The 23,835-nt window shown below is 69.9% G+C and carries 28 protein-coding genes; 11 read left to right on the forward strand and 17 right to left on the reverse strand.

Annotation, left to right across the window (positions count from 1 at the left end; genetic code table 11):
- Positions 1–298: 298 nt before the first annotated feature.
- The 5 genes from SK854_RS42655 (at position 299) to SK854_RS42675 (ending at position 3,774) form a co-directional block, all read left to right on the forward strand.
- Positions 299–592, forward strand: a complete 294-nt coding sequence (locus SK854_RS42655; RefSeq protein WP_319980848.1) for a hypothetical protein — start codon at positions 299–301, stop codon at positions 590–592.
- A gap of 49 nt (positions 593–641) precedes the next feature.
- On the forward strand, positions 642–1,772 hold the full coding sequence (locus tag SK854_RS42660) for a glycosyltransferase (RefSeq protein ID WP_319980849.1): 1,131 nt from the start codon (positions 642–644) through the stop codon (positions 1,770–1,772).
- Positions 1,769–2,788 (forward strand): hypothetical protein, encoded by a 1,020-nt coding sequence (locus tag SK854_RS42665; RefSeq protein WP_319980850.1) that lies wholly within the window; start codon positions 1,769–1,771, stop codon positions 2,786–2,788. The genes SK854_RS42660 and SK854_RS42665 overlap by 4 nt, the downstream gene beginning before the upstream one ends.
- Positions 2,789–3,184, forward strand: coding sequence for an HPF/RaiA family ribosome-associated protein (locus SK854_RS42670; RefSeq protein ID WP_319980851.1), 396 nt, complete (start codon positions 2,789–2,791; stop codon positions 3,182–3,184).
- A 179-nt stretch (positions 3,185–3,363) separates the two neighbouring features.
- On the forward strand, positions 3,364–3,774 hold the full coding sequence (locus SK854_RS42675) for an STAS domain-containing protein (RefSeq protein ID WP_319980852.1): 411 nt from the start codon (positions 3,364–3,366) through the stop codon (positions 3,772–3,774).
- A 74-nt stretch (positions 3,775–3,848) separates the two neighbouring features.
- Here SK854_RS42675 and SK854_RS42680 read toward each other — a convergent pair whose 3' ends face one another.
- The 4 genes from SK854_RS42680 to SK854_RS42695 form a co-directional block, all read right to left on the reverse strand.
- Positions 3,849–4,148: a S1 domain-containing protein gene (locus tag SK854_RS42680; protein WP_319980853.1), complete on the reverse strand. Its 300-nt coding sequence runs from the start codon at positions 4,146–4,148 to the stop codon at positions 3,849–3,851.
- Positions 4,149–4,214: 66 nt separating this feature from the next.
- Positions 4,215–5,795, reverse strand: coding sequence for a translation factor GTPase family protein (locus SK854_RS42685; protein WP_319980854.1), 1,581 nt, complete (start codon positions 5,793–5,795; stop codon positions 4,215–4,217).
- A gap of 196 nt (positions 5,796–5,991) precedes the next feature.
- Positions 5,992–6,840: an alpha/beta hydrolase gene (locus SK854_RS42690; RefSeq protein ID WP_319980855.1), complete on the reverse strand. Its 849-nt coding sequence runs from the start codon at positions 6,838–6,840 to the stop codon at positions 5,992–5,994.
- The gene (locus tag SK854_RS42695; RefSeq protein WP_319980856.1) at positions 6,837–8,060 is read right to left on the reverse strand and encodes a metal-dependent hydrolase family protein; all 1,224 of its coding nucleotides are present in this window, start codon (positions 8,058–8,060) and stop codon (positions 6,837–6,839) included. Before SK854_RS42695 ends, SK854_RS42690 begins: the two co-directional genes overlap by 4 nt.
- A 58-nt stretch (positions 8,061–8,118) precedes the next feature.
- Here SK854_RS42695 and SK854_RS42700 point away from each other — a divergent pair, with 58 nt between their 5' ends.
- On the forward strand, positions 8,119–8,691 hold the full coding sequence (locus SK854_RS42700; RefSeq protein WP_319980857.1) for a TetR/AcrR family transcriptional regulator: 573 nt from the start codon (positions 8,119–8,121) through the stop codon (positions 8,689–8,691).
- Between the two features lie 36 nt (positions 8,692–8,727).
- Here SK854_RS42700 and SK854_RS42705 read toward each other — a convergent pair whose 3' ends face one another.
- From SK854_RS42705 to SK854_RS42740, 8 genes are all read right to left on the reverse strand, one after another.
- Positions 8,728–9,102 (reverse strand): hypothetical protein, encoded by a 375-nt coding sequence (locus tag SK854_RS42705; RefSeq protein WP_319980858.1) that lies wholly within the window; start codon positions 9,100–9,102, stop codon positions 8,728–8,730.
- Between the two features lie 55 nt (positions 9,103–9,157).
- Positions 9,158–10,060: a universal stress protein gene (locus tag SK854_RS42710; protein ID WP_319980859.1), complete on the reverse strand. Its 903-nt coding sequence runs from the start codon at positions 10,058–10,060 to the stop codon at positions 9,158–9,160.
- Positions 10,061–10,114: 54 nt separating this feature from the next.
- On the reverse strand, positions 10,115–10,399 hold the full coding sequence (locus SK854_RS42715) for a DUF3040 domain-containing protein (RefSeq protein ID WP_319980860.1): 285 nt from the start codon (positions 10,397–10,399) through the stop codon (positions 10,115–10,117).
- A 36-nt stretch (positions 10,400–10,435) separates the two neighbouring features.
- Complete coding sequence (locus SK854_RS42720; protein WP_319980861.1) at positions 10,436–10,906, reverse strand: GreA/GreB family elongation factor; 471 nt, start codon at positions 10,904–10,906, stop codon at positions 10,436–10,438.
- A 124-nt stretch (positions 10,907–11,030) separates the two neighbouring features.
- Positions 11,031–11,210, reverse strand: a complete 180-nt coding sequence (locus SK854_RS42725; protein WP_319980862.1) for a hypothetical protein — start codon at positions 11,208–11,210, stop codon at positions 11,031–11,033.
- Positions 11,211–11,217: 7 nt separating this feature from the next.
- Positions 11,218–12,471, reverse strand: a complete 1,254-nt coding sequence (locus SK854_RS42730; protein ID WP_319980863.1) for an NAD(P)/FAD-dependent oxidoreductase — start codon at positions 12,469–12,471, stop codon at positions 11,218–11,220.
- Positions 12,472–12,555: 84 nt separating this feature from the next.
- On the reverse strand, positions 12,556–14,103 hold the full coding sequence (locus SK854_RS42735) for a PucR family transcriptional regulator (RefSeq protein WP_319980864.1): 1,548 nt from the start codon (positions 14,101–14,103) through the stop codon (positions 12,556–12,558).
- A gap of 231 nt (positions 14,104–14,334) precedes the next feature.
- Positions 14,335–14,793, reverse strand: a complete 459-nt coding sequence (locus SK854_RS42740) for a hypothetical protein (RefSeq protein WP_319980865.1) — start codon at positions 14,791–14,793, stop codon at positions 14,335–14,337.
- 263 nt (positions 14,794–15,056) lie between these two features.
- Between SK854_RS42740 and SK854_RS42745 the strand changes: the two genes are divergently transcribed.
- The 4 genes from SK854_RS42745 to SK854_RS42760 all read left to right on the forward strand — a co-directional run bounded on the left by SK854_RS42745 (position 15,057) and on the right by SK854_RS42760 (position 18,724).
- Complete coding sequence (locus SK854_RS42745) at positions 15,057–15,908, forward strand: aminoglycoside phosphotransferase family protein (protein ID WP_319980866.1); 852 nt, start codon at positions 15,057–15,059, stop codon at positions 15,906–15,908.
- Between the two features lie 7 nt (positions 15,909–15,915).
- Positions 15,916–16,404, forward strand: coding sequence for a GNAT family N-acetyltransferase (locus SK854_RS42750; RefSeq protein WP_319980867.1), 489 nt, complete (start codon positions 15,916–15,918; stop codon positions 16,402–16,404).
- Positions 16,405–16,535: 131 nt separating this feature from the next.
- Positions 16,536–18,113, forward strand: coding sequence for a hypothetical protein (locus SK854_RS42755; RefSeq protein WP_319980868.1), 1,578 nt, complete (start codon positions 16,536–16,538; stop codon positions 18,111–18,113).
- Positions 18,114–18,292: 179 nt separating this feature from the next.
- Positions 18,293–18,724 carry an ATP-binding protein gene (locus SK854_RS42760; protein WP_319980869.1) on the forward strand — a complete coding sequence of 144 codons (432 nt, stop codon included), beginning with the start codon at positions 18,293–18,295 and terminating at the stop codon, positions 18,722–18,724.
- Between the two features lie 49 nt (positions 18,725–18,773).
- Here the strand turns inward: SK854_RS42760 and SK854_RS42765 are convergent, their stop codons facing one another.
- Positions 18,774–19,175, reverse strand: coding sequence for an STAS domain-containing protein (locus SK854_RS42765; RefSeq protein ID WP_319980870.1), 402 nt, complete (start codon positions 19,173–19,175; stop codon positions 18,774–18,776).
- A 431-nt stretch (positions 19,176–19,606) separates the two neighbouring features.
- Here SK854_RS42765 and SK854_RS42770 point away from each other — a divergent pair, with 431 nt between their 5' ends.
- Positions 19,607–19,861: a hypothetical protein gene (locus SK854_RS42770; RefSeq protein ID WP_319980871.1), complete on the forward strand. Its 255-nt coding sequence runs from the start codon at positions 19,607–19,609 to the stop codon at positions 19,859–19,861.
- Here the strand turns inward: SK854_RS42770 and SK854_RS42775 are convergent.
- From SK854_RS42775 to SK854_RS42790, 4 genes are all read right to left on the reverse strand, one after another.
- Positions 19,837–21,090 (reverse strand): PP2C family protein-serine/threonine phosphatase, encoded by a 1,254-nt coding sequence (locus SK854_RS42775; RefSeq protein WP_319980872.1) that lies wholly within the window; start codon positions 21,088–21,090, stop codon positions 19,837–19,839. The two genes, SK854_RS42770 and SK854_RS42775, sit on opposite strands and share 25 nt — an antisense overlap.
- A gap of 371 nt (positions 21,091–21,461) precedes the next feature.
- On the reverse strand, positions 21,462–22,439 hold the full coding sequence (locus tag SK854_RS42780) for an ABC transporter permease subunit (protein WP_319980873.1): 978 nt from the start codon (positions 22,437–22,439) through the stop codon (positions 21,462–21,464).
- Positions 22,427–23,335, reverse strand: a complete 909-nt coding sequence (locus SK854_RS42785; RefSeq protein ID WP_319980874.1) for an ABC transporter ATP-binding protein — start codon at positions 23,333–23,335, stop codon at positions 22,427–22,429. The genes SK854_RS42780 and SK854_RS42785 overlap by 13 nt, the downstream gene beginning before the upstream one ends.
- A complete protein-coding gene (locus SK854_RS42790; protein ID WP_319980875.1) occupies positions 23,332–23,727 on the reverse strand; it encodes a GntR family transcriptional regulator in 396 nt (131 codons plus the stop codon). The genes SK854_RS42785 and SK854_RS42790 overlap by 4 nt, the downstream gene beginning before the upstream one ends.
- Positions 23,728–23,835: the final 108 nt, after the last annotated feature.

The following is a 23,835-nucleotide window of genomic DNA, read 5'->3' on the forward strand; positions in this document are numbered from 1 at the left end:
GACATCGCGGCCCACCGGCGAGCCGAATTGAGTTACGTTCTGCCGAATTTTGTGTTTCACCTCATGTTACGCGCTCACGATATTTTCTGCTTGGCATTTGCTGGACCACCAAATAGCGCCCCCACCTGCGAAGAGCCATAGCAGAAAAATCAGGAAGCACGTTTTGCTGATCAAATCGGAATTGGTGTAGTGTCGATTTTGCCGGGAACACCTCGTACGTGGGCGGTCAAGCCCATGTCGTACTCGGCGAAAAACTGAACCGGCTGTTCTTCCGGCCGGGGACGGGAGTCCCGGCGTGATGTCGGCATCCCACCTTCCCATCGCCCCACCGGCCGGCCCGGCCTCCGAGCGGCCTCGGCGCGCGTTGCTCGCCGAACTGGGCGACGCCCTGTGGCTGAGCTACTACCACCTCGCCGCCCGATGGCGGCGGACTCAGCTCGACGGGTTCGTCTCACGCCCCGTGCGCACCATCGACCTGACCACGCTGGACGGGCATCGCATCACGCTGCCCGCGCGCCGGGAGCACGTCGAGATGCGCAGGCTGAGCCTGCACGGTCACATCCCGGACCAGGCGCGGCGACCCCTCGCCTGATTCGTCCACAGTGGAGCGTCTGCTTCCGACAATCCGAAAGGCCCGCTTAGTGGTCCGCACTTACGGTTTTCTGAGCACGTATCCGCCCACGCAATGTGGACTCGCCACGTTCACCGCGTCCCTCCTGCGCCATCTGACCGCGGTGACACCGGGAAGCACGGGCCGGGTGGTCCGCGTCCTCACGGAGCCGGACGAGCCGGTCGCCTCCGCGGAAACCCGGATGGTGCACCAGATGACTCCCGGCGCGGTCGAGGACGCGGCCGAGGTGCTCAACCGCTGCGACGTGGTCGTGATCCAGCACGAGTACGGGATCTACGCCGGCCGCGACGGCGAGGACGTGCTCGGCGTGCTCGCCCGGCTGCGCGTGCCGGTGATCGTCGTGCTGCACACCGTGCTGACCACGCCCACCCCTGGCCAGCGGCAGGTTCTCGAAGAGGTCGTCGGCCACGCCGATGCCGTGGTGACCATGTCCCTGGCCGCGCGGCAGCGGCTCGTGGACGGCTACGCCGTCGCGCGGCCCGACGAGGTCGTCGTGATCCCGCACGGCGCGCTTCCCGTCGAACCACCCGCCCACACTCCGCCCGCCGACCGGCCGATGATCCTCACCTGGGGTCTGCTGGGGCGTGGCAAGGGCATCGAGTGGGGCATCTCCGCTCTCGGCGCACTGCGCGACCTGAAGCCCCGTTACCTGGTGGCCGGCCAGACCCACCCCAAGGTGCTGGCGCACGAGGGTGAGATCTACCGCAGGAATCTGCGCAACCGCGCGGCCACGTTCGGCGTCACGAACCTGGTCGAGTTCGACCCGGCCTACCGCGAGGCCGACGCGCTGGCGGAGCTGGTCGGCCAGGCCGACGTCGTCCTGCTCCCCTACGACTCGTCCGAGCAGGTCACGTCCGGCGTGCTGATCGAGGCCCTCGCCGCCGGCAAACCGGTGATCGCGACCGAGTTCCCACATGCCGTCGAGCTGCTGGCGGACGGCGCCGGACTGCTGGTGCCCCACCGCGATCCGGCCGCCATCGCCGCGGCGGTGCGGCGGGTGCTGACCGAACCGGGACTCGCGGCCGGGATGCGCGACCGTTCGGCGCGTCTCGCCCCGGCACTGAGCTGGTCGGCGGTCGCGAACCGGTATCGCCGTCTGACGGAGCGCGTGCTCGCCGGCCGAGTCGTGGTGACCACGTGACCGGCCCGAGTTTCGCTCACCTGATCCGGCTCAGCGACGACACCGGCCTGCACGAGCACGCCGACGGTCCGCTGCCCCGCCGGGAACACGGCTACTGCCTGGACGACGTCGCCCGCGGCCTGGTCGTGCTGTGCCGTGAGCCGGAACCGTCCGCCGAGTTGATCGTTCTGGTGGAGCGATACCTGGCCTTCACCGCTCACGCGCAGGCCAATGGCGGCCGCTTCCACAACCGGCTCGGTCCCGACCGCGAATGGCACGACGAACCGGGCCTGGGCGACTGGTGGGGACGTGCGTTGTGGGGGTTGGGCACCGCGGCCGCCCGCTGCCCGGTGCCGTGGATCCGCCAGGCCGCACTGGCCTGCTTCGACAGAAGCGCACATCACCGGCCGTCCTCGGTGCGGGCGATGTCCTTCGCGGCGCTCGGCGCGGCCGAGGTGCTGGGTGTCGATGCCGACCACGCTCTCGCGGCCAAACTGCTCGGTGACGTCACTTCGTACGTCGGCGAGCCCGCCGACGCACCGGACTGGCCGTGGCCCGAACACCGGCTCTTCTACGCCAATGCCGTGCTTCCCGAGGCACTGATCGCCGCGGGCCACCTCCTCGACGATCCCCAGATCCGCCAGGACGGCCTGCGACTGCTGGACTGGTTGCTGACCGTCGAGTCCCGCGAGGGCCGCCTTTCGCCGACCCCGGCAGGGGGCTGGCGCATCGGCGAACCCCGCCCGGCGTTCGACCAGCAACCCGTCGAGGTCGCGGCGCTCGCCGACGCCTGCGCTCGCGCCCATCAGGTCACCGGCGACCTGAGGTGGCAAGCCGGTGTCCGCCACGCGATCGCGTGGTTCAACGGCGCCAACGACCTCGGTGTGCCCATGCACGACAAGGAGACCAGCGGCGGCTACGACGGACTCACCCCCGACGGCCCCAACCGCAACCAGGGCGCCGAGTCGACGCTGGCGCTGATCTCCACTCTGCAACACGGCCACCTCCTGGAAAACTCCACAAAGGACAGTGAGTAGATGAGCGAAAAGCCAGAGGACGCCGCGGTGATCACCAACCGCCTGCACCTCGCCACCGGCTTCCTCTCGAACGAACGCGGCTGGGTCGTGGAACGTCTGGCCGCACTGGGCTCGCGCCTGCGCTCGTTCCACGACGACCAGGTCGACCTCGAGATCAGCGTGAAGGACCGTTGCGGTGTCGAGCAACGAGTCACCCTGGAGTGCTGGATCAACCGCACGCCCCGCCTGCACCTCGTCGCCACCTCGTCCGAGCCGGATCTGCCGGCCGCCCTCAACGAGGTCCGCGGCGAACTGATCCGGCAGGTCGACGAGGCCAAGACGCGAACCGAACCGCGCCACAACCGCGCGCTGAGGCTGGTCCCCGCACTGGCTGAGCCCAATCAGCCCCAGCGCTGAACACTGGAGCCCTGGCTCAACGTGTTGCCGTGACGGCTGTACGGGCATAGATGACGCCCGATAGAGTGGTCGTACCCGACGCGGGCTTGTGCCTGGACTCCCTGATACATAACCTGCGCCTTCTCTGCCCTCCGTCCGCCTGGACCCCGCGGTCGCCACGGTTCCCCGAGGAGAATCCCGTGAGCACCGTCCGTCTTGCCCAGGCGCCCGTGACCGCCCAGAGCGTCTCCCGCCCCCTGGGCCGATCCCCAGGCCCCGTGCGATTCACCGTCACAGAACAGCTCGTCCGACGAGGGTCCGTCGTGATCGCGGTGCTCGGTGAGGTCGACTCACGCAGTGGGCCAGTGCTGCACACCCGTCTCCAGGAGCACGTCCGCAGGGCGGGTCCGGATCTCATCGTGGACCTCACCGCGGTGAGCTTCCTCGGCATCGCCGGCCTCGCCACCCTGATGGCCGTGTGGGAGGCCACCGTGACCGCCGAGGTCGAGTTCATCGTGGTGGCACACACGCGCGCGGTCCTCCGGCCGCTCAGGCTCACCGGGATGGACCGCAAGTTCGACGTGGTGCCCAGCCTCGCCGCGGGACGATGACGGCGCCCGCGGACGCGACATGGTCCAACGCCTCGTCGGGACTCTCGCTCATGCCGCCAAGTGCCCGGTAACGGTCACCAGTTGTCGAGGCGGACTTTCACCTGGCGATTGTGCTCGGCGTGCGAGGTGACCACGCCGGCCACACGAAAACCCAGCGGTGGGAGTACCGCGTCGAGAGGCATCGCGGTGATCTCGGCCAAGCCCACGGCATCAGGTACGCCGTCGATGCGGATGAAGACTCCAAAGGGCTGCCGCCCGATCACTTCACCCGCGATCGGAGCGCCGACGGGAAGTGTCCTGACCGTCGCGCTCCACGCCACGCACCTTCGTTCCGCCGACCGCTGACCGTCCTCGGGCCAGGAGTAGTCGTTCATCGCTTGAGTGTCGCATCGCCTGCGTGTCCCCGTAGCACCGTCCGCTCATACCGAACGTCACGCGCTTCAGGCGTAGTGATCGAACTCGCTTTCCAGCACACCTTCCCCTCGGGTCAGGGAGGGCAGTCGTCGTTGCAGCTCACGCACCCGCGCCGCCGGGATGTGTCCTTCGAGGACGGTCGCGGTCGTCGTCAGCGGAACGGCGCCGGCCTTGCCCAGCGCGGCGAGCGTCACGGCGAGTGCGTCCACCGGAATCTCCAGCCGGAAGCGGTGCATCGGTTCGCACGTCACGGTTCCCGCTCGGCGCAACGCTTCCCGCAGCACGATCGGCGCGAGGCCGCGGAAGTCGCCCGCCGCACTCACCGGTGAGGAGTATCCGGAGTGCGTCATCGTGACCGTGCAGTCGTGAATCCGGTCAGCGCGCAACGTGTCGCGCACGGCGTCCTCGGTGGCCCTGAAGAAAGCGAGCGGCAACGAGCCCAGCTCCACCTCCAGCCGGAACTCCTCCGGCCCCGGTTCCACCCGGAACCCGATGGTGGCCGCGTGCGGGTTCTCACCGAGGAACCGCACCGCCTCACCCACGCCCCGGGGACGTTGCACGCGGATCGTTCTCGTTTCGCGGAACGTGACGGCGACGCCGTACTCCAGGGCGAGCGTCGCCTCGATGACCTCCTTCTGCACCTCGCCGTACAACGAGACCACGATGTCGTCGCCGTCGAGCCGCAGGTCGATCAGCGGATCCTGCTCAGCGAGTTGCCGCAACGCGGAGTGCAGAGCCACCCGATCGTCCGACTCCACAACGGTTTCCAGCGTCGGTGGCGCGAAGTGGCGTACACGGTCGTGGTGAGCGACGCCGATCGTGTCGCCGATACGGACGTCGAGGCCCCAGAGCTTCGCGATCTGCCCTGCCCGCGCGGTGGCGCGACGTGGCGCCGAGCCGCCCTCGAACACGGCGATCGAGGTGACTCTTCCTTCGCGGTCACCGATCTTCACCCGATCACGCACCCGCACGGTCCCGGAGAACAGCCGCACGAACGCGATCTTCTCCCCCGCGCCACCACGTTCGATCTTGAACACCGTGCCGGACAGCGGACCGCCGGCCGTGACGGTCACCGGCAACAACGACGTGACACCGGCGACCAGCTCGTCCAGGCCGTCACCGGTGATCGCGGACCCGCGGTAGATCGGCGCCTCGGTCGCCAGCTTCTCGACCACGTCGCGCGCCACGCGCTCCCCGTCAGCGCCACGACGGTCCATCTTGTTCACGAACACGACAGTCGGGATCTCCAGGCGCCGCAACGTGCGCATGAGCACGCGGGTCTGCGCCTGCACGCCCTCCACCGCGGACACCACCAGCACGGCGCCGTCGAGCACGTCGAGCACCCGCTCCACCTCGGCGATGAAGTCCGGGTGGCCCGGTGTGTCGATCAGGTTGACCACGACGTCACCGACGACGAACGACGCGACGGCGGACTTGATCGTGATGCCGCGCTGCCGTTCGAGCGCGAGCGAGTCGGTCTGCGTGTTCCCCGCGTCCACGCTGCCGAGTGCGTCGATGACACCGGCGGTGTGCAGCAACCGCTCGGTGAGGCTGGTCTTACCGGCGTCGACGTGAGCCAGGATCCCCAAGTTCAAGGTGCGCGACAAGCGTCATGTCCTCTAGATAGGCAACGAATACCTTCTGGGTGAACACGAACGCCACGCGCATGTGCCTCTCCTTGTCCGAATGACTGGTCACGTGCAGTCGATCAGGCCGTGAGCCGCAGTGCAACTGAGATTGAACCCTGAGGTCAGCGGCAGCCGTGGGGGTTGCGTGATTGCCCTGGCTCAGCTGCTCTGTCGGTCACACGGCACGACAGGTCCTGAGGTAGCTGAGGAACGAGGCCTGCAGACCGGTCACGTGCGTGTCCCGCAGCACCTCGCTGGTGACGGCCGCGCCGCGAGCGGTGAGGCGGTGCAGGACGGTGGCCGCGTTCTTCGTGAGGTTCTGGTAGATGGGCACGTTCCCGAGGATCTCCCGGTCGTTGAAGGTGAGGTGGAGCTTGGCCTGCTGGTCGCCCAGCTCCTGGATCTGCGTGAAGACCCGGCTGTCCTCGCCCGCGACGCCGGGGCTGCCGGCTCCGATGCTCTCGAACAGCGTGGTTCCGGTGAGCCAGGCGTAGAGGCTGAAGAGTCCGCCGTAGGAGTAGCCGAAGAGACCGTGACCGCTCGGGGCCGTGCCGTAGTCGCGTTCGATCCGGGGGTGCAGTTCGTCGGTGATGAAGCTCAGGAACGCGTCGCCCCGGGTGTCGCGCAGTTCGTCGACGTAGGCGTCGGCTTCCTCGCGGGTCATCGCACCCGATTGGACTCCCAGCTCCACTGCGTCGAGGAACTCCTTCGCGACGGGCTCGCCGGGTGGCACGAGGTCCCTGTTGCGCAGCCTCGCCCAGTGCTCCGCTTCCTCACCCGCGTAGCCGACGCTGACCTGGATGTACGGCTTGATCTGCTGCATGGGGTCGTGCTGGGTGACGATGAGCGGGGCCGTCAGGCCCACCGCCCAGTTGCCGTCGAGCACGTACACGACGGGCGCCTGCGTCGTGACGCGGTCGTAGCGCGGCGGCGTGGTGACCCAGACGCCGTAGTCGTGCCCACCGCTGGAACGCAGTTCGAAGTAGTCGGTGTCGGCCAGGCAACCGTGCCACATGGTGCTCATCGGAGATCCTTCACAACACGTCCGGTTTGGACGACGAGTACGGCGTTGGCGGGGTCGGCGAAGATGTTCGGGTCTTCGATCGGGTTTCCTTTCCACAGCACGAGATCCGCCTGCTTGCCGGGAGCGATGACGCCCACGTCGGCCAGGCCGATGATCTCGGCGTTGGTCTTCGTGGCCGCCACGAGAGCGTCCATCGGTGTCTCGAGTTGTGCGCGCAGTCCGAGTTCCTCGCCGCGGCGGTCCTGGGCCGGGCCGATGAGGTCGGAACCCAGCCCGATCCGCACCCCGGCCTCCTTGGCGACGGCGAGCGCCCCGGCCATCCGCTCCCGCACCCCTGCCGCACGATCACGTGCCGACTCGTCCAGGCCGGCCGCGGCAGGATCGTGCAGCAGCCGCTCGACGACGGCGAACGTGGGCACGAGAGCGACCCCGCGCGCGGCCATGAGGGCGGCCGTCGGCTCGTCGAGGTCTGTGCCGTGCTCGACACAGCGCGCCCCGGCCTCGACCGCGTTCCGGATGCCTTCGTTGTTGTGGGCGTGCACCGTCACGTAGGTGCCCCGCGCCTCGGCTTCCTGCACGGCGACGGCGATCTCCTCGACGGTGAACTGGGTGTCGGTCAGCCGGTCGTTGCCGCCCACCACCCCGCCGGTCACGCAGAGCTTCAGGAACGACGCCCCGCGCCGGAACGCCTCGCGCACGTTGCGCCGCAGCTCGTCCGCGTTGCCCGCCATCATGGACAGGGCGCACAGACCAGGAATGTGATGGCTGCTCCACAGTTCGGTGGGCTCCCACTCGGCCCCGTAGTAGCCGTGGCCGCCGGTCTGGCACTGAACAGGCCCGCACGACACCACGCGTGGCCCCCTGACCTTGCCCTTCGCGATCGCGGTGACGACACCTCCGTCGATCCCGCCGGTGTCCCGGACGGTCGTGAAACCGGCGTCGAGCGTCGCGCCGGCCGTGGCGAAGATGTCGGCCGCGATCTCGGCGGCACTGATCTGGAACGAGAACTGCGGCTGGATCAGGCTCGACAGCCCGAGGTGGACGTGGGCGTCGATCAGGCCGGGCGTCATCGTCAGCCCATCGGCGTCGAGCCGCTCACCGTTCGTGCTGGAGGCACCGAGCTCGGTGATGCGCCCGTCCTCGACCGTGACGGCGACGTCTCGCGGATCGCGACCTGACCCGTCCACGACCGTCGCGCCCACCACCTGGAAACGCCCCACAAGCCCTCCGCGGTTTTTCCAATGGATAAATCGCTTTCCCAATGGATAAACTACGGGGGTGGTCCTGTCAAGCACGGCACGCAACGGCGATGCCCGCGAGCGCCTCCTGGCGCGGCTCCTCGACGTCTTCGACGACGGCCTTCCACCGCCGGAGACCTCACTCCGCGAGATCGCGGCACGGACCGAGACCAGTCACGCGCTCCTGCGGTACCACTTCGGGTCGCTCACAGGCGTCCTGGCGGCCGTGCTCGCGGCACAGCGGACCCGCGACAACGAGGCGCTGTTCCGGGATGCCGCGCAGGGCACCTTCGACGACCTCGTCCTGGCGATCTGGCGGGCCTACACCCGCCCGGAGCAGCTGTCGCGCGTCCGCGGGTTCTTCCACGTCGTGGGTCTGGCCGCGTACCGCCCGGACGATTACCGCGAGTTCATCTCGTCGCTGAACGACCTCACCAGGACGCTGGCCTCGCTGGCGGAGCGCGAAGGGCTCGACGCCGGGGAAGCGCTGACCAGGGCCACCGTCGCCGTCGCCGCGATCCGCGGCCTGCTGCTGCAGGAGGTTCTGACACCGGGGGCGTGCCCGGAGGACGCCGTCGCGCTCATCCTGGGCATGGGTGGAGAGCGGACCTGAACGCCGGTTCGCGAGGCCCGCGCGGGCCAGGCGTCTTCACTTGGTCCACGGGCGACCCCGTGAGTCGATCACGGCCACGTCAGGAGGAATGCCGAACGCGACCAGCGACGCGAGGATCGTCGGCTTCACCCCCGACAGTTCGATGAGCACACCGCTGCCGAGGGTGCGGCGCAACAGCTTGACGAGCATGACCAGTTGCGCACCGGGGACGGCGGGAGCGCCGGCCAGATCGATCGTGAGTTTCTTGATCGAGGGAAGGTCCGGATCATCGGGATCGACTGTCATCGCCGCTCGCACCCTGGCCACGATGACCGACAGGTACTTGCGCAGTTCCCGGACCTCGTCCGGGGCCAGTCGCAGTCGACAGGTGCCCCGCGGCGGGTTCTGAACGTCGCTGAACGACTTCGTCACTTGCTGCCTCCTCGTGCCGTTGCCGATTGCCCGTTGCCGTCCCTGTTCCTAGAGGTCACCGGTGTGCCGGCGGGATGATGGCGACGGGGCATTCCGAGTGGTGGATCAGGGACTGGCTCGTCGATCCGAGCAGCAGGCCGCGGAAACCTCCCCGTCCGCGCGTGCCGACCACGACCAGCTGTGCCGACGCGGATTGTTCGACCAGGACGCGCGCCGAGCCGTCGCGGCTGAGCATCATCCGCACGGGCACGTCGGGACAGGCCTTCGCGCAGCCGGCCACCTGCTCGGCGAGCAGCCGTCGTTCGTCGGCCTCGATCGCCTCGATGCTCGCGGCGATCAGCACGGTGAGCCGCGTCGCGTCGACCACGGCATCGAGCCAGGTGCGCACCGCGAGCACAGGTGCTCCGCGGAGTGCGGCGGTTTCGAACGCGAACTGGAGCGCCGCGTCGCTGGCGGCGGAACCGTCGACGCCCACCACGATCGGCGCGTCCTCGGCACGGTCGGCTTGAGGTTGCGCTTCACGCACCACGACCACGGGGCAGAGGGCATGGGTGCTGACCGCGACCGCGATCGCTCCGACGAGGAGTCCGGTGAAGCCGCCCAGCCCGCGTGAGCCCAGGACCACGAGTTCGGCGGAGGCCGACCGTCCGATGAGTTGTTGGGCCGCACCACCGGTGAGCAGTTCGGTGCTGATCTCCACCTGCGGCGCCAGCACCGCAGCCGAGGCCTCCGCCGTGGCCAGCCAGTGGCGGGCCTGGTCGCGGACCGCTTCGCTGAACTCCGCGGTCGACACGGCAACCTGTGGCGAGTGGACGGGTACTCGTGGGCTGCTGTGCACGATCACCAGGCTGGTGCCGCGGCGGGCGGCCTCCGCGGCGGCCCAGCGCGCCGCGTGGATCGCCGAGGGAGATCCGTCCACTCCAACGACAACCGGCTTGTTCGGGGTTGCGTCCGTCATCGGTGACTCCTGTCGTGTCCGTTGGTACGCGCCCGCGGCGCAAGGCGCGGTGGCTCAGCGCGTCCTCGTGTCTCGACCGGATTGGGTCCTCCGCTGCCACGCACCCCAGGTCCACCCGGCGACCAGCGCACAGGCCAGCGCACCTGTCAGGTGCCCGAGCGCGATCGCGAGGACGCTCAGCAGCGCGGCGATCACCAGCAGAGCCACGTACGAGCGGCGGTGGCGATCATGCGGGGCTTGCAGCCGAGCGCCCTCGAAGGTTTCGGCGAGTTTCGGGTCCTCGTCGCTGAGGTTGCGCTCGATCTCGCACAGCGTCTCGCGTTCACGGTCACTGAGCACGGCACACCTCCTGCCACGGCTCGTGAGGTGCCGGTGTCACCGGACTTCCTCTTCGCGCGCCTGCCCGTAGGGCACCGCGTTCAGCAGGGTGACGCGGACCGTGGTTCCACTCGGGGTCCGGTAGGCGCGCTGCTCTCCTTGGCGGGCACCGTTCACCGCCGCTCCCAGTGGGGAGTCCGGCGAGAACACCTCGATCGTGCCGTGCTCCGCGCCGCGTGCCCCGAGCAGGAACGTGTCGGACTCGCCGGTGTCGTCGAAGCTGACGGTGAGCACCATGCCGGGTTCGGCGATGCCGTCGTCCGGTGGGTCCTCGCCCACGATCGCGTTGGTGAGGAGGTCCTTGATCTGACGGATGCGCGCCTCCCGGTCCCGCTGCGACAGGAAGTCCGACTCGCTGGACTCCTCGCCCAGGCGACTGCGCACCGGCGACAGCAGGGTCACCAGTTCGTTGCGGAGCCTGTGGTGCGCCTGCGGGGTCAGCCACACGCGCGGGGTCGTACTCGTCATGTCATGCCTCCGTGGCAGGTGTAAGTGCCGTCAGGGCGGTCTGGGGGGAGGTACCGCCCTGACGGCGGGGGCGTCCGAGCAGGCCGGGTTCGTCGACCCGCGACCCGCACGGACAGGAAAGGGGTCAGTGGTGGCGTTGGCCGTCGTTGCGGCGCAGCGCCGCTTCGAAGTCGTGGGCGTAGCCGGAGGCCACGCGCAGGAGGACGTCGCGTTGGACGCGAAGGAAGTCGTTCTCCTTGCGCAGCCACGCCAGTTCGGCTCGCTCGCCGGCGGTCAACGGCGGGTCGGTGTGTTCGGTTCCCATGTGGCGGTCACCTGAGCGGGTCGAACTCGCGCAGCGCATCGGGCTGCTTGCCGGTGGTGATCTGCTCCGCCAGCAACCGCCCGGTGACCGGCCCCTGCGCCAGGCCCCACATGCCGTGCCCGCCCGCGACGTAGACGCCGGGAATCCTGGTCACGCCGATGAGAGCGCGACCGTCCGGAGTGACCGGACGGGGACCCACCCAGACGTCGGTGCGGTCCTCCCACCACACCCCGTCGAGCAGCGGCCGGACGGAGGCGATGATCGCGTCCACCCGTGCCTCGTCCAACGGCGCGTCCGGGCCGCGGAACTCCATCGTGCCCGCGACTCGAAGGCTGCCCTGGTAAGGCGTGCACGCCACGCGCACCTCCGGCAGGTAGACCGGGCCGTGGACGGGCTTCCGCGTCGGCACGGTGAACGAGTACCCGCGACCCGCCTGGACCGGCGTGCGAACACCGGCTCGTGCGGCGAGTTTCGGCAGCCAGGCACCGGTGGCCAGCACCGCCACGTCCGCGGTGACGGCGTCGCCGTCCTTCGCCCGCACGGTGACACCGGAGGTCTCCGACCGGATGTCGGCCACCTCCAGAGAACGGATCGTGGCGCCACGGGCGACCACGGCACGGCCCAGAGCCTGCACGAAGCCGCCAGGGTCGACGAAACGCTGCCCGTCGATGCGCACACCGGCGCCGAGGACGGTGGACGCCAGCGGGACGTGCTCCCGCAAGTCCGCTGTGGACAGTGCGGTGTGGTCGACCGGTTGTCCCGCCGCCGCAAGCCTTTCCAGCTCTCGCACCAGACCTCGCGCCTGTTCGGGAGAGGTGAAGACGGCGGTGATCGGGGCATCGATCGTGGGCGCTTCGACGCCGTTCGCGGTCAGCACGTCGTAGGCTTCGACGCTCTCCTCGTTGAGGGGCAGGTTCGCCTTCACCGCCCTGGTCCACGACGGCCACCGGCAGTGGGCGGCGAAGCGCGTCAGGAACGACCAGAGCTTCGGGTCCGCGGTCAGGGGGATGTGCAGCGGCGCGGCCGGGTTGAACAGGGACCGCAGCCCGTAGCGCAGCACCGCCGGTTCGTTCAGCGGGATCGCCAGTCCGGGTGCGATCCACCCGGCGTTGCCCCAGGACGCGCCGGCCGCGACTCCGGTCCGGTCGACGACCGTCACCTCGACGCCGCGCTCCTGCAGGAACCATGCCGTGGACAGCCCCACGACGCCCGCACCGACCACCACCGCTGAGCGCGGACCACCGTCAAGGCGCTCGTCCATCCCGACCTCCTGTCATCGCTTGTCTCGATTCCAGGATGCTGGGGACAGGGGCCGAACCGGTTGTCCGCTTCCTACAATTGCCGCTCAGCGATTGTCGGTTTCGGACACCGTCGCCGCGAGATCGATCAGCATCGCGACCCGCTTGGCGGCGTCGTCCAACCCGAGGTTCGTCACCTCGCTCATCTTGCGCAGCCGGTTCCGCACGGTGTTGCCGTGCACGGCAAGCCGCTCACCGGCCACCGCCAGATCGCCCTGCGCCTCCAGCCAGGCGCGCAACGTCGCGACGTAGTCGGTGCCGTGTTCGCTGTCGTGCTTGCGCAGGTCGGCCACCGGACCGCGGGCCGACGCCCGGCCGACCCGTGCCGCGGTGCGCAGGCGCTGCAGCAGGATCTCGTCCCACGACTCGTCGTAGGCGGGCGGAGCCGTGTCCGCGGCCCGCATCTCGTGCAGTGCCAGGCACTCGTCCGCCTCCTGCCGGCCGGCGGGCAGGTCCGCGGGCTCGGCGACCGCGCTGATTCCCGCCGACATGAGGACGTTCTCGGGTAGCGCCGCCCTCAACGCCGCCAGCCACTCCCGCGCCGCGGCGACCCGCTCCCCCGGCAGGATCGTGTAGACACTGTTGCCCGCCAACGTACTTCGTCCCGGCCGCGACCAGCCGAACCCGGTGGTCGCCTGTTCGAACGCCAGCAACACGGCCGCGTGCCGCTCGTCCCCGACGTGCGCGCGCACCGCGACCACCCTGGCGGGTCCCGGCGGCAACCCGAGCTGGCTGATCACCGTCGCGGCGTCCGCCGTGCCCTCCAACAGCCGGATCACCCACTCCGACTCCACCTGGCGCTCCAGATCGGCACTGGCCCGCAACCGCAGCAGGTGCAGCGCCACGGTCCGGGCGCCATCGGTCAACGCGGTGCGCCGAGCACCTTCCAGCGGCGCAGGGCAGGCCACCCAGATCGCCCCCAGCAACTCCCTGCCCACCCTGACCGCGACCACCATCCGCCCGGTCAGGCCGCGCGCGGGCTCGCCGGAGACGAAGAGCGGTTCATCGGACCCGAGCAGGTGCGCCCGCACACCCGCCGCGTCGAACAACTCACGAACCCACGTGGGCACCTGCCGACCCATGATGGTCTCCAGGCGCGCCGCGTCGACCTCCTGCTGCGGGCCGGAGTACGCCAGCACACGCGACAGCTGGTCCTCGATCGTCACCGCGCCACCGGTGGCCGCCGCCAGGCTGTCAGCCAGCGCGAACAGGTCGGTGGGACCGCGTCCCGACTCGGTCTCCCTGCCCTCGAGCACCAGGCCGTACACGACTCCCGCGAGCTGGCTCCACGACAGGGCCGGATCCGCCAGCATCACCGCGACACCCTCGGACTCCCCCACCGCGACGGCGTCCGCCAGCAGCTCCTCACCACCTCGGACCAGCACCACGACGGAACGCGCGGACACCGCCGCACGCACAGCCTCGGCCACGGACCCGGCACCGACGGCGAGGTACACGTCGCCGACCTCGGCGCGGTCATCCGCGGCGTCCCGCAGCACGACCCCACGCAGCTCCGCCGATCGCGGCACCGGGCAACAACACAACCGGACCCCGTACCCGCCCAGCACGTTGACCAGCCGGTCCAGCCTCACCATGTGCAAGCTCCCTGTCCTACCGCTCACGCCACCGTAGAGGCCGAGACCGCGGGGAGCACCTCCGGTCGGCGGGGGCGACCCAGCCGCCACGGCCCGCGCACGACATCGCCCTGAAATGCCACGAAGTCGGATCTCGCCGGCAGCAACCTGCCGGCGGTGTCCTGGTCGACACCGACCACGGTCACCGCAGCGGCCCGGCGCACCTCCTGGCCGCGAGCCGGAACGCAGGGATCACTTGGTCTTGTCGGAGTTCCTGAGGTCCTCGACGATCTGCTGCACCGCTTCCTTGATCTCGTCGTTCGCCGGCAGCTCGTACACGTGCACCCGCACGTTCCACCGCCCGGCAACGGCGTGCACCGACAGTTCCCCGTCTCCGGGTCCCCCGGCCTCACACGACTTGGTCTCGGAGTCCAGCACCCCGCTGGTGCAGAGCATCGGCGTGAGCCGCTCCGACTCCTCCTGGCTCGTGTAAGCGACGAGCCCCAGACTGAGAACCTTTTTCCCGGTCGAGACGAAGACCTGACAGCCGTTGGCCTCCACGGAGTTCACCTCCGAGACCTCGAAGCCCTTGGTGATCACCGCCAGCGGTTCGGGCTTCAGCAGGCCGGGACAGCCCGACTCGACCTTGTCGGCCAGGCCGGCCGGCAGATCGGTGCCGCACGCGGCCACGAGCGCAAGTGCCGCCAGCATGCCTGCGAACCTGATTCTCACTTCGTTCCCCCACGTTCCGGCGCCTCGTTGTGCAGCGCAGCGTGACATGGTCGCACGCGGTGGCGGTGCGAGTTGCTGTCCCCGTTGTCCGACAGGACTCCGCGCGGCGGGCGTCAAGCTGCTCGGCCCCGACGGCAACGTCCACGAACTGGTGACGACACCTCGATAACCGGTTGATGGAACCGGAGGAACGGTGCCAGGCTGCCACGGCCGTTGATCGTCCATCCCGCAGGGAGCCGTGCTTGTCCGTCGGAGCGACACCGAACCTCGACGCGACGCTGGCGAGGCGACTGGTCGACACGCAGTTCCCGCGATGGGCCGGGTTGCCGCTGCGGCTGCACGACCCGGCCGGTTCGGATCACGTCATCTACCGGCTGGGCGACGAGCTGGCCGTCCGGTTGCCTCGTCACGACGGCGCGATCGGCCAGGCCCGCAAGGAGGCCGAGTGGCTGCCCCGGCTCGCCCCGCACCTGCCGCTCGCCGTGCCCGTGCCGGTGGAGGTGGGCGAACCGGACCTCGGCTATCCCTGGCCGTGGGCGGTGTCGCGCTGGCTGAACGGCGAGGTGGCGACCGTCGAGGCACTGTCCGGTTCGCACGAGGCCGCTGAGGCGCTGGCCGAGTTCCTCCAGGCGCTGCACCGGTTCGACGCCGAACCGACCGGCGTCGCAGCGCCACTGTCCACACGCGACGCGGCGACGCGGTCGGCCATCGCGGAGGTCCCGTTCGACCAAGTGCGCACGACCGAGCTGTGGAACGCGGCTCTCGCTGCCCCGCAACAGGATCCGGTGTGGCGCCACGGCGACTTCCACACCGGCAACCTGCTGACGACCGAGGGACGGCTCAGTGCCGTCATCGACTTCGGCGAGTTCGGGGTGGGCGATCCGGCTCTCGACCTGATCATCGCCTTCACGCTCCTGTCGGCCGGGACGCGAGCCACGTTCCGCGCCGCGCTCGGGGTGGACGACGCCACCTGGACGCGCGGCCGTGGCTGGGCCCTGGCCACCGGCCTGAACGCCTACGTCCACCACGCCGCGGTCAACCCCCGCGTCGCCGAGCAGACCACCCGCCAGATCACCCAAGCCCTAGCAGACTGAGGACCGCATGCTTCCCACCGTTCGCGAGGCCCGCGAGGACGACTGGCCGCAGATCTGGCCGATCATCCGGAACGTCATCACCCGGCAGGAGACCATCCCCTACGACCCCGGCATGAGCGAGCCCGACGCCCGGCGGACGTGGCTGCTGCCCGCACCGGCGAGAGTGGTCGTGGCCGGCGACGACCAGGTGCTCGGCACCGCGAACATGTACGCCAACCGGGGCGGCCCCGGCAACCACGTCGCTTCCGGCACCCTGATGGTCGCCGAGGAATCCCGCGGCAGGGGCGTCGGCCGTGCCCTCACCACCGACATGATCGACTGGGCCCGGCGCAGCGGGTTCGCCGCCATCCAGTTCAACGCCGTCGTCGACACGAACACGGCGGCGATCCACCTCTACGAGAGCCTCGGCTTCGTCACACTCGGCACCGCGCCCAGGGCGTTCCGCCACCCGGCCCAGGGGTTGGTGGGCCTGCGGATCATGTGGCTGGACCTGTGACGAACGGCTCGGCCGGCGCTCCGTCGAGGACCCGGCTGAAAGATCGTGCTGACGGCTCCGAGAGCCCCGTCTAGGCCGATCTGGCGCCGGGCCGAGTCGTTGCCGTGATCACGGCAACGCAGGCTGGCCTCATGCGAGCTGGGGTTTTCCTGCGCTGGGTGGCGCATCCGCTGACCGTCGCGGCAACCGCGGTCCTGCTGCTCAACGACCACGTGTTCAAGCAGGCGTGGCCGGGGGTCGTCACCGGCAAACTCAGCGACGTCGCCGGACTGGTGGTGGCGCCGGCGGTGCTGGGGCTGTTGTTCGGCCTGTTCCGCGCCGGCCCGTTCGGCGCCGCGGCGGCAACCCTGCTGACGGGAGCCGGATTCGCGTGGGTGAAGCTGAGCCGCACGGGAGCCGAGGTCGCGTCGGCGGCGTGGTCCGTCGTCAACGGACCTTCGGTCGTTCTGGCCGATCCGAGCGACCTGATCGCGCTGCCCGCGCTGGGCCTCGCCTGGTGGGCGTGGCGGCGGGCGGCGGCGGCTCCACCACTGCCGGACGGCCCGGCTCACCGGTTGCGGGTGGTGCTCGCGATGCCGTTCGCGGTGCTGGCGATCGCCGCGACCTCCGCGGCCCCCGACACGCTTCCGTCGGTGGACTCCGTGCAGCTCACGGGCGAGCAGGTGATCATCGAGGTGAACGAGCGGTTCTACGGTTCCGGCTCCGGTACGGGCGAGTGGACGCTGCTGCCGGACACGCCGCTCGGACAGCTGCCGGAGCGCCAACAGCTCGAAGCCTGCGTACCCGATGACGCCGCGCACTGCTACCGGGTGCACGGTGGCGCTGACCTCGACACCGTGGAACGGAGGCCACACGGCGGCCGGCTGCTCGGCGTCGACGAAACGACCGACGCCGGTCAGAGCTGGCACACGGTCTGGGAGGTGCCGGCCGCGCGGTGGCCGTTCGTCGAACGCCAGCACTCGCTTCCCAGCGGAGCGGACCGCATGTCCAAGGTGGCCAGTGTGGACGTCCTGGTCCGCTCGGTCCCCGGTGGACACGAAGTGATCGTGGCCAACGGTGTCGAAGGACTCGCGGTTCGCGACGCCGGCGGCGCGTGGCGACGCGTGCCGGTCGTGGTCGCGGCGACCGGGTTGGACCTCCGTCCCGCACCGCTCACCGGGTTCGGCCAGGTGATCGGCGACGACGTGATCGACGCCGGACTGATCACCCTGCTCGCCCTGCTGATCGGGATGTCGGTCGCGGTCGGCCGGACCCGCGCCCGGCTCGGACACGTGCTCGTCGTGGTGCTGCCACTGGTCTTCCTCCTCCTGGCGGCCATCCCGATCATCGGCGTGCTGGTGTTCTTCACCTCCAGTTCCGGAACGTTGACCGTGCCCAACATGACGGTCCCGCTGTGCCTGATCGGCATCGGCATCGGTCTCACGATGATGCAGGGGGCGGTGCGCCGATCACGCGCGGCGGTGGTCGATGCCGTCGCCGTGCTGACCGGCCTGGCGTTCCTCGGACCTTTCCTCGGCTGGACTCTGGGCTTCCCCGCCGACCGGGAGACCGCCGTCCAGATCGGTCTGATCCTCGCGGCGGCATGCCTGCCCCTGCTCGTCGCGGCGGGCTGGTGGGCAGGCCGGGACCCGGCGATCACCGGCGCCGTGGCCGCCGGCGATCCTCAACGGCCCGATCCTGGCGCGGCTGGTCAACAGCATCGTCTGTGAGAGAACGGTGTCGTCCTGCGGTGCGCCGCCCGCACGGCAAATCAGTCACACAGCGTGGGCACCGGTACAACGGCAGGTACGAATCGTCTCTTCTGGAGCGGTCTCGATCAGAGACGCAGTAGTGGCGACACTGCGTTGACAAGGGTTTCAATCGATTCAGCGGAGGTACTTCAACAGGTATGACGTCGGCAGAACAGAGCCCCAACACGGTGGACGGAGTACCTGCTGGCGGGTGGCACACGCTGGAACTTCTCGAGACCGTTCCTGATACCGGAAAAGTCCGGCGATGGGTTCGGTCGGTGCTTCCGAACCTGCACGAGGACGATCTCCTCGACGTGCTGCTGGTGGTCACGGAGCTGGTGTCCAACGTGTACGACCACGGCCGGTTCCCGGCACGCGTGAAGCTGCGCCGGTCGACCAAGCCCTGCGAGGTCAGCATCGCCAGCGAGGACGCTTCGGCGACACCGCCCCAGCTGCGGCCGTCCTCCCCTGATTCGGCACGAGGCCGCGGGCTGGTGATGGTGAATCAGTTGTCCAAGAAGTGGGGCGTGGCTCGACGCGCCGTCGGGAAGTGCGTGTGGGCCGTGGTGGCCTGCCCGGCGACCCCCTGAACGACACACGTGCCCAGGTGACCAGCGGCGGTTCGGTCGGCGGTGCCCGCTAGCACCGTGACTGAGGCGGCACGGAAGGCTGGGCGCGAATGGCGGTCAGAGCGTCCGGCACGCTGGGGAACGGGGCGAGGCACACGTCCATCCCCGTCATCGCCAACGGCTTCAGCACGGCGGGCCGATCCGCGACGACGGCGAACGGGACGCCCATCGACTGGGCGTGCTGCCGCGCGGCCACCAGCAGGTTGATGCCGGAGGATCCGAAGAAGGTGACGGCGTTCAGATCGACGACGAGACCGGCACTGGTCCGCTTCACGGCCGCGATGGCCCCGGCAAGCGGATCGCTCCCCGTCGCCATGTCGACTTCGCCGGCCAGCACGACGATCACAACGCCGTCATGATCCACGATCTGGGTGGTCAGTGCGTCTACAGCTTCGGTGTACCGGCTGTTCATCGCCACTCCCGTCGGGCAACCGCGACCTACGCTATGCCCGTACGCGGAGACGCACAACAGCAGCTGCGCGGGCACCGCCTGCGACTAGACGTTCCGCAGAGAGCCGGCTGGTTCGCGGAACAGTTCGGCGTGGGACCACTGACTTGCGGCGGGCGGCGTACCAGGCCTTGAGACGGCCTGAACCACGTCCACGTGACTGAAGAGCTCGTCGTGACCGCCGATGTCATGACGCGAAACGTGCTCGATCTGCATTGTGTCGACTTTCTTCGCAGGAGTTACGCGGCCCCGGATGCCCTGTGCGGACGGACATCAATCTCCGAACACATCACAGTCCGGACGGGTTTGTGCGCAGTGGGGAATCTCGAAACAGGACCCCGCCATCAGCGATTCCGGATTCTGGATTCCGCGGACTCACGGGGTGCCGGAACGCGGTGTCGGTCGTTCGGCCCACTGTGTTCGGACGCGCCGCTGGACGTCTTGCGATCGACGTCCACGTCACCCGGAGGCGCGTTCTCACCGGCCTGGCCGCCGCAGGTCTTGTGCTCTCGGCCCTCGGCGCCGGATCCGCCACCGCCGCGACCAAGGGCAAGACCTACCGGGTCCGCGTGCCCGCCGGCAACCGCGACGTGACGATCCTCGACCTCGGCGGCAAGGCGCACCGTCAAGGCTTGCTGACGTTCGCCTGATCGGCCGGACGCAGAGGACGCGAGGGCGAGGCCGAGTCCGTGTCGGCGCCGTTGTCCGCCTGGCGTTCGGTGCGGCCGATTCCGTGCCAGTCCAGGCAGAGCACGGTGGCGTCGTCCTGGAGGTGATCGCGGTAAGCGCGCCTCACGGCTCTGGTCGCCGCTCGTACCACCTCCCTGGGGTGCAGTGCCTCGGTGTTGCGGAGCAGCGCGGGAAGGTCGACGGCTTCGGCGTCGCGTTCGAACATGCCGTCGGTGAGCAGCATCAGCCGGTCTCCTGGGCGCAGGTTCAGCCGTTGCACCCGGTAGGGATGCGGTTGGACGCCGAAGAGCAGGTCGACCTTCAGGTCAAGCTCTTCCACCACGCCGTCGCGCAGCAGCAGCGGTACCGGGTGACCGGCGTTGACCAGTTCGACTGCTCCGTCGCGCAGGTCCACGCGCACCAGCAGCCCGGTCGCCAGTGCTCCCAGGCGGTGGTTCAGCAGGGCCTGGTTGGCCTGCTCTGCCTGCTCCGCCAGGCCGTCGCCGGCCCGGCGGGCCCTGCGCAGCGCGCCGACCAGCAGGGTCGCCGTCATCGCCGAGCCCACGTCGTGACCGACGGCATCGGTCATCGACAGGTGCAGGACGTCGCGGTCCAGGGCGTAGTCGTAGGTGTCGCCACCGATGTCGTGGGCCGGCACCAGAGCGCCGGCCACGGTGAACTGGGCGGCCTCGCAGCAGGACGCCGTGGGCAGCAGCTGGTGCTGGATCTCCGCTGCCAGGCTCATCGGCGTCGTGCGCCTGCCGGAGTGGTAGAGATCGGTGAAGCGGCGGTCGGTGACTATGACGTAGGCCAACGCGTGCGCGGCCTCCCCCAGCTGCGCCAGCATCTCGTCGTCGATCGAGGGCACCGTCACCTCCAGCACCCCGACGCAGTCGCCGCGATTGGTCACCGGCAGCACCACCCGCACCCCGGCACCGTCCTGGCCCTGCCACGGCAGCTGGGTGCGCAGCACCTCCTCGTAGACGCTGTCCCGCAGTTCAACGCTCGCCGCGCGGCCCCTGGGCAGATCCCGGGTGGTCGAGGCCAGCCGCACCAGCCGCTCATCACCGACGTCGATCAACAGGAACGACACGTCGACGGCCTCGAACCGCTTCGCCAGGTCCCTCGCGACGACCTCGACCGACTCCACCGGCGGCGCGCTCTCGGCCGCCGCCAGCACATCACCCGGTCGCAACACATCGCCATCCACGGCAACCTCCGAGCAGTTGGGACCACCCTAACCGCATCACCCGCACAGGTCGGACACGACGAAGCTCGCCGTCAGGACAGGAAACCTCCGTTGAGGATCGCGGTCTTCCGCGCCTGGCCGAAGTGGGTGTTCGGGTGGCCGCAGAAGGACGCCGACATCAGGGTGCCGTCGGTCGAAGTGGATCGGGCAGTCCGAGGGCGTGGCCGTCGGCGCCGTGCCGGCAGAGGAACACCCGGCCGTTGCCGCCCGCACCGGTCACACCTGTTCCGGTGTGATCCGCCGGCCGTGCAGGCTCGTCGTCCGGGAGTCCACCGCGGCGCGATGCCTCGTGGGGCGGTCGGGCTCGGGGTCGAACGTTCGTGGTCAGGGCGCTAGATCACCCGGCGCCGTACCCGCCACACCACCACACCGATCAGGACCGCCGCGACGGCGACGAACAGGGCCGCCTCGATGAGCTGGAACGTCCAGAACCGGTCGGCCGGGTGGTAGACCCCGAACCGCTGGACGCCCCGCTCGTGCAGGAATTGGTTGAGGTTGGTGCCGGCCCGGTCGGCGGCCGCCTCCAGCTCGTAGTACTCGGTCGAGCTCAGCCTGCGCCCGGTGGCGTCCGCGTAGCCGCGTTCGATCATCCAGTCGGCGACACCGGGCGCGGGCCGGTGCCCCGCCTGCTCCTTCGAGCCGCCGAGGGCGACCGGCTCCGTGGCGGTGAGCGACGTTGCGTACGCGGGACGGGCCATCAGGGCGACCGGCATCCGGATGGCGAGGAACGCCCCGAACGCGACGCCGAACGCGGGCAGGCTGCGCCGCAGGATCGCCCCCGCGGCGGTGGCGACGCCGAACGCGAACAGCGCGTACGCCACCGGAACAAGTCCCTCCAGGTCGAAGGCGTCGTACTGGAACCGCCCTTCCCACGCGTCGAACGGCTGACGGAACCAGGTGAGCACCGCGGTGAACATCGCGGTGAGCGCGACGGTGACGCCGGCCAGTGCCGCGAGCTTGGCCGCCAGCCAGCGCATCCGCGGCACGGCCTGCGTCCAGGCGAGTTGCCAGGTGCCGTCCTCCAGTTCGCGCGCGAGCAGGGGCGCGCCGAGGAACGCACCGATGACGACGGGGACCAGGTAGAAGGCCGCCAGGAGGTTCTCGACGAACCCGTACTCCTCGTCGAGCCGGCGGAAGGACGCCGTGCAGGCCTCGGTGACACGGGCCTCCCCCGCACATCGGGCGGGACCGCCGGGGAACAGGTCGTGGGCCTGCGTCCCGAGCACGAGCAGGGCAATGCCGAACAGGCCGACGAGCACACCCAGGACGCAGACCTCGGTCCGGTGCTGGCGCCAGATCAACCACGCCATGCCGCCACCTCCGGCGTGACCGCGGCGCCCGGCTCGGACGGCCGGCGCAGGTACGCGAGCACCAGGTCCTCCAGCGAGACCGGTCGGGCCTGCCACCCCGGCGCGGCCGGGAGTGCGCCGTCGCGCACCAGCAGCGTCGTGTGCCGGTCGCTGTGGACGGCCTCCACGACGGCGCCGGCCCGGTCGAGGTCGGTGGGCGTGCGCGGGCCGACGAGCAGCCGATGCTCGGTCAGGAGGGTGTCGATGTCACCGGTGAGCGTGACCCGGCCCTGGTTGAGCACGATCAGGTGGTCGCAGACGCGCTCCAGTTCGTGCACGACGTGGGAGGAGAACAGGACGGTCACCCCGCCTTCGGCCACCGCGCCCATGAGGACCTGCAGGAACTCGTGCCGGGCCAGCGGGTCGAGGCTGGCCACCGGCTCGTCGAGCACGAGCAGGTCCGGCCGCTTCGCCAGGGCCAGGGCCAACGCGACCTGGGCCTGCTGCCCGCCGGAGAGCGTGCCGGCCCTGCGGTCGAGCGGGATGCCCAGCTTCGCCAGCCGGCGCTCGGCGAGCCCCTGGTCGAACCGCAGGTTGCAGGCCCTGCCGAAGCGGAGCATCTCGGCGACGGTGAAGCGCTTGTACAGCGGGTGGTCCTGGGCCAGGAACCCGATCCGGGACAGCGTCTGCGGGGTGCTGGCGGTGACGTCGTGGCCGAGGACCTCCACCGTGCCGGTGCTCGGTGCCAGCAACCCGACCACCAGGCGCAGCAGCGTGGTCTTGCCCGCGCCGTTCGGCCCGACCAGGGCGATCACGCCACCCGCCGGCAGGGCCAGGGTGCAGTCGCGCAGCGCCCAGCCCTTCCGGTACCGCTTGCCCACACCGTCGGTGCGCAGCGCGAACTCGGTCGCTGTCACGCCACGCCCTCGTTCCTCGTCTGCTGGTGGACGGAAGCGAAGAGCGCGTTGACCGCCTGCTCGTCGAGACTGGCCGCGTACGCGCGGCGCAACCAGGTCGCCAGGCCGCGGTGCAGCGACGTGTACGTCGATGCCGACATCGCGGCCGACTGCTGTTCGTCGACGAACGTGCCCTGGCCGGGCCGGCCGGTGACCAGGTTCTCCTGCTCCATCTGCCGGTACGCCTTGGCGACGGTGTTCGGATTGATCGCCAGTTCCTCGACCACCTCGCGGATGAGCGGGAGGCGGTCGCCGGGTTGGAGAAAGCCCAGCAGCACCGCCTGACGGACCTGCTGGACGAGTTGCAGGTACGGCGGCACGCCGGAGTGGGTGTCGAGCCGGAAGACGAACACGGTGGCCCCTTTGCTGCTTTACTAGTAACCTAGTAAAGCAGCGAGCTGCCGGTCAAGAGAGCCGACGCGCCCCCGCGACAGTGACGTACCTGTTGACCGTGGCACCTC

Origin of the sequence: Lentzea sokolovensis (genome assembly GCF_033949975.1) — a bacterium.
GTDB classification, from domain to species: Bacteria; Actinomycetota; Actinomycetes; order Mycobacteriales; family Pseudonocardiaceae; genus Lentzea; species Lentzea sokolovensis.

Bases quoted from the DNA above. Each gene is read 5' to 3' on its own strand.
- SK854_RS42655 (WP_319980848.1), top strand. From the start codon at position 299: ATGTCGGCATCCCACCTTCCCATCGCCCCACCGGCCGGCCCGGCCTCC.
- SK854_RS42670 (WP_319980851.1), top strand. From the start codon at position 2,789: ATGAGCGAAAAGCCAGAGGACGCCGCGGTGATCACCAACCGCCTGCAC.
- SK854_RS42680 (WP_319980853.1), bottom strand. From the start codon at position 4,148: ATGAACGACTACTCCTGGCCCGAGGACGGTCAGCGGTCGGCGGAACGA.
- SK854_RS42690 (WP_319980855.1), bottom strand. From the start codon at position 6,840: ATGAGCACCATGTGGCACGGTTGCCTGGCCGACACCGACTACTTCGAA.
- SK854_RS42710 (WP_319980859.1), bottom strand. From the start codon at position 10,060: ATGACGGACGCAACCCCGAACAAGCCGGTTGTCGTTGGAGTGGACGGA.
- SK854_RS42720 (WP_319980861.1), bottom strand. From the start codon at position 10,906: ATGACGAGTACGACCCCGCGCGTGTGGCTGACCCCGCAGGCGCACCAC.
- SK854_RS42725 (WP_319980862.1), bottom strand. From the start codon at position 11,210: ATGGGAACCGAACACACCGACCCGCCGTTGACCGCCGGCGAGCGAGCC.
- SK854_RS42730 (WP_319980863.1), bottom strand. From the start codon at position 12,471: ATGGACGAGCGCCTTGACGGTGGTCCGCGCTCAGCGGTGGTGGTCGGT.
- SK854_RS42735 (WP_319980864.1), bottom strand. From the start codon at position 14,103: ATGGTGAGGCTGGACCGGCTGGTCAACGTGCTGGGCGGGTACGGGGTC.
- SK854_RS42740 (WP_319980865.1), bottom strand. From the start codon at position 14,793: ATGCTGGCGGCACTTGCGCTCGTGGCCGCGTGCGGCACCGATCTGCCG.
- SK854_RS42750 (WP_319980867.1), top strand. From the start codon at position 15,916: ATGCTTCCCACCGTTCGCGAGGCCCGCGAGGACGACTGGCCGCAGATC.
- SK854_RS42755 (WP_319980868.1), top strand. From the start codon at position 16,536: ATGCGAGCTGGGGTTTTCCTGCGCTGGGTGGCGCATCCGCTGACCGTC.
- SK854_RS42760 (WP_319980869.1), top strand. From the start codon at position 18,293: ATGACGTCGGCAGAACAGAGCCCCAACACGGTGGACGGAGTACCTGCT.
- SK854_RS42765 (WP_319980870.1), bottom strand. From the start codon at position 19,175: ATGAACAGCCGGTACACCGAAGCTGTAGACGCACTGACCACCCAGATC.
- SK854_RS42780 (WP_319980873.1), bottom strand. From the start codon at position 22,439: ATGGCGTGGTTGATCTGGCGCCAGCACCGGACCGAGGTCTGCGTCCTG.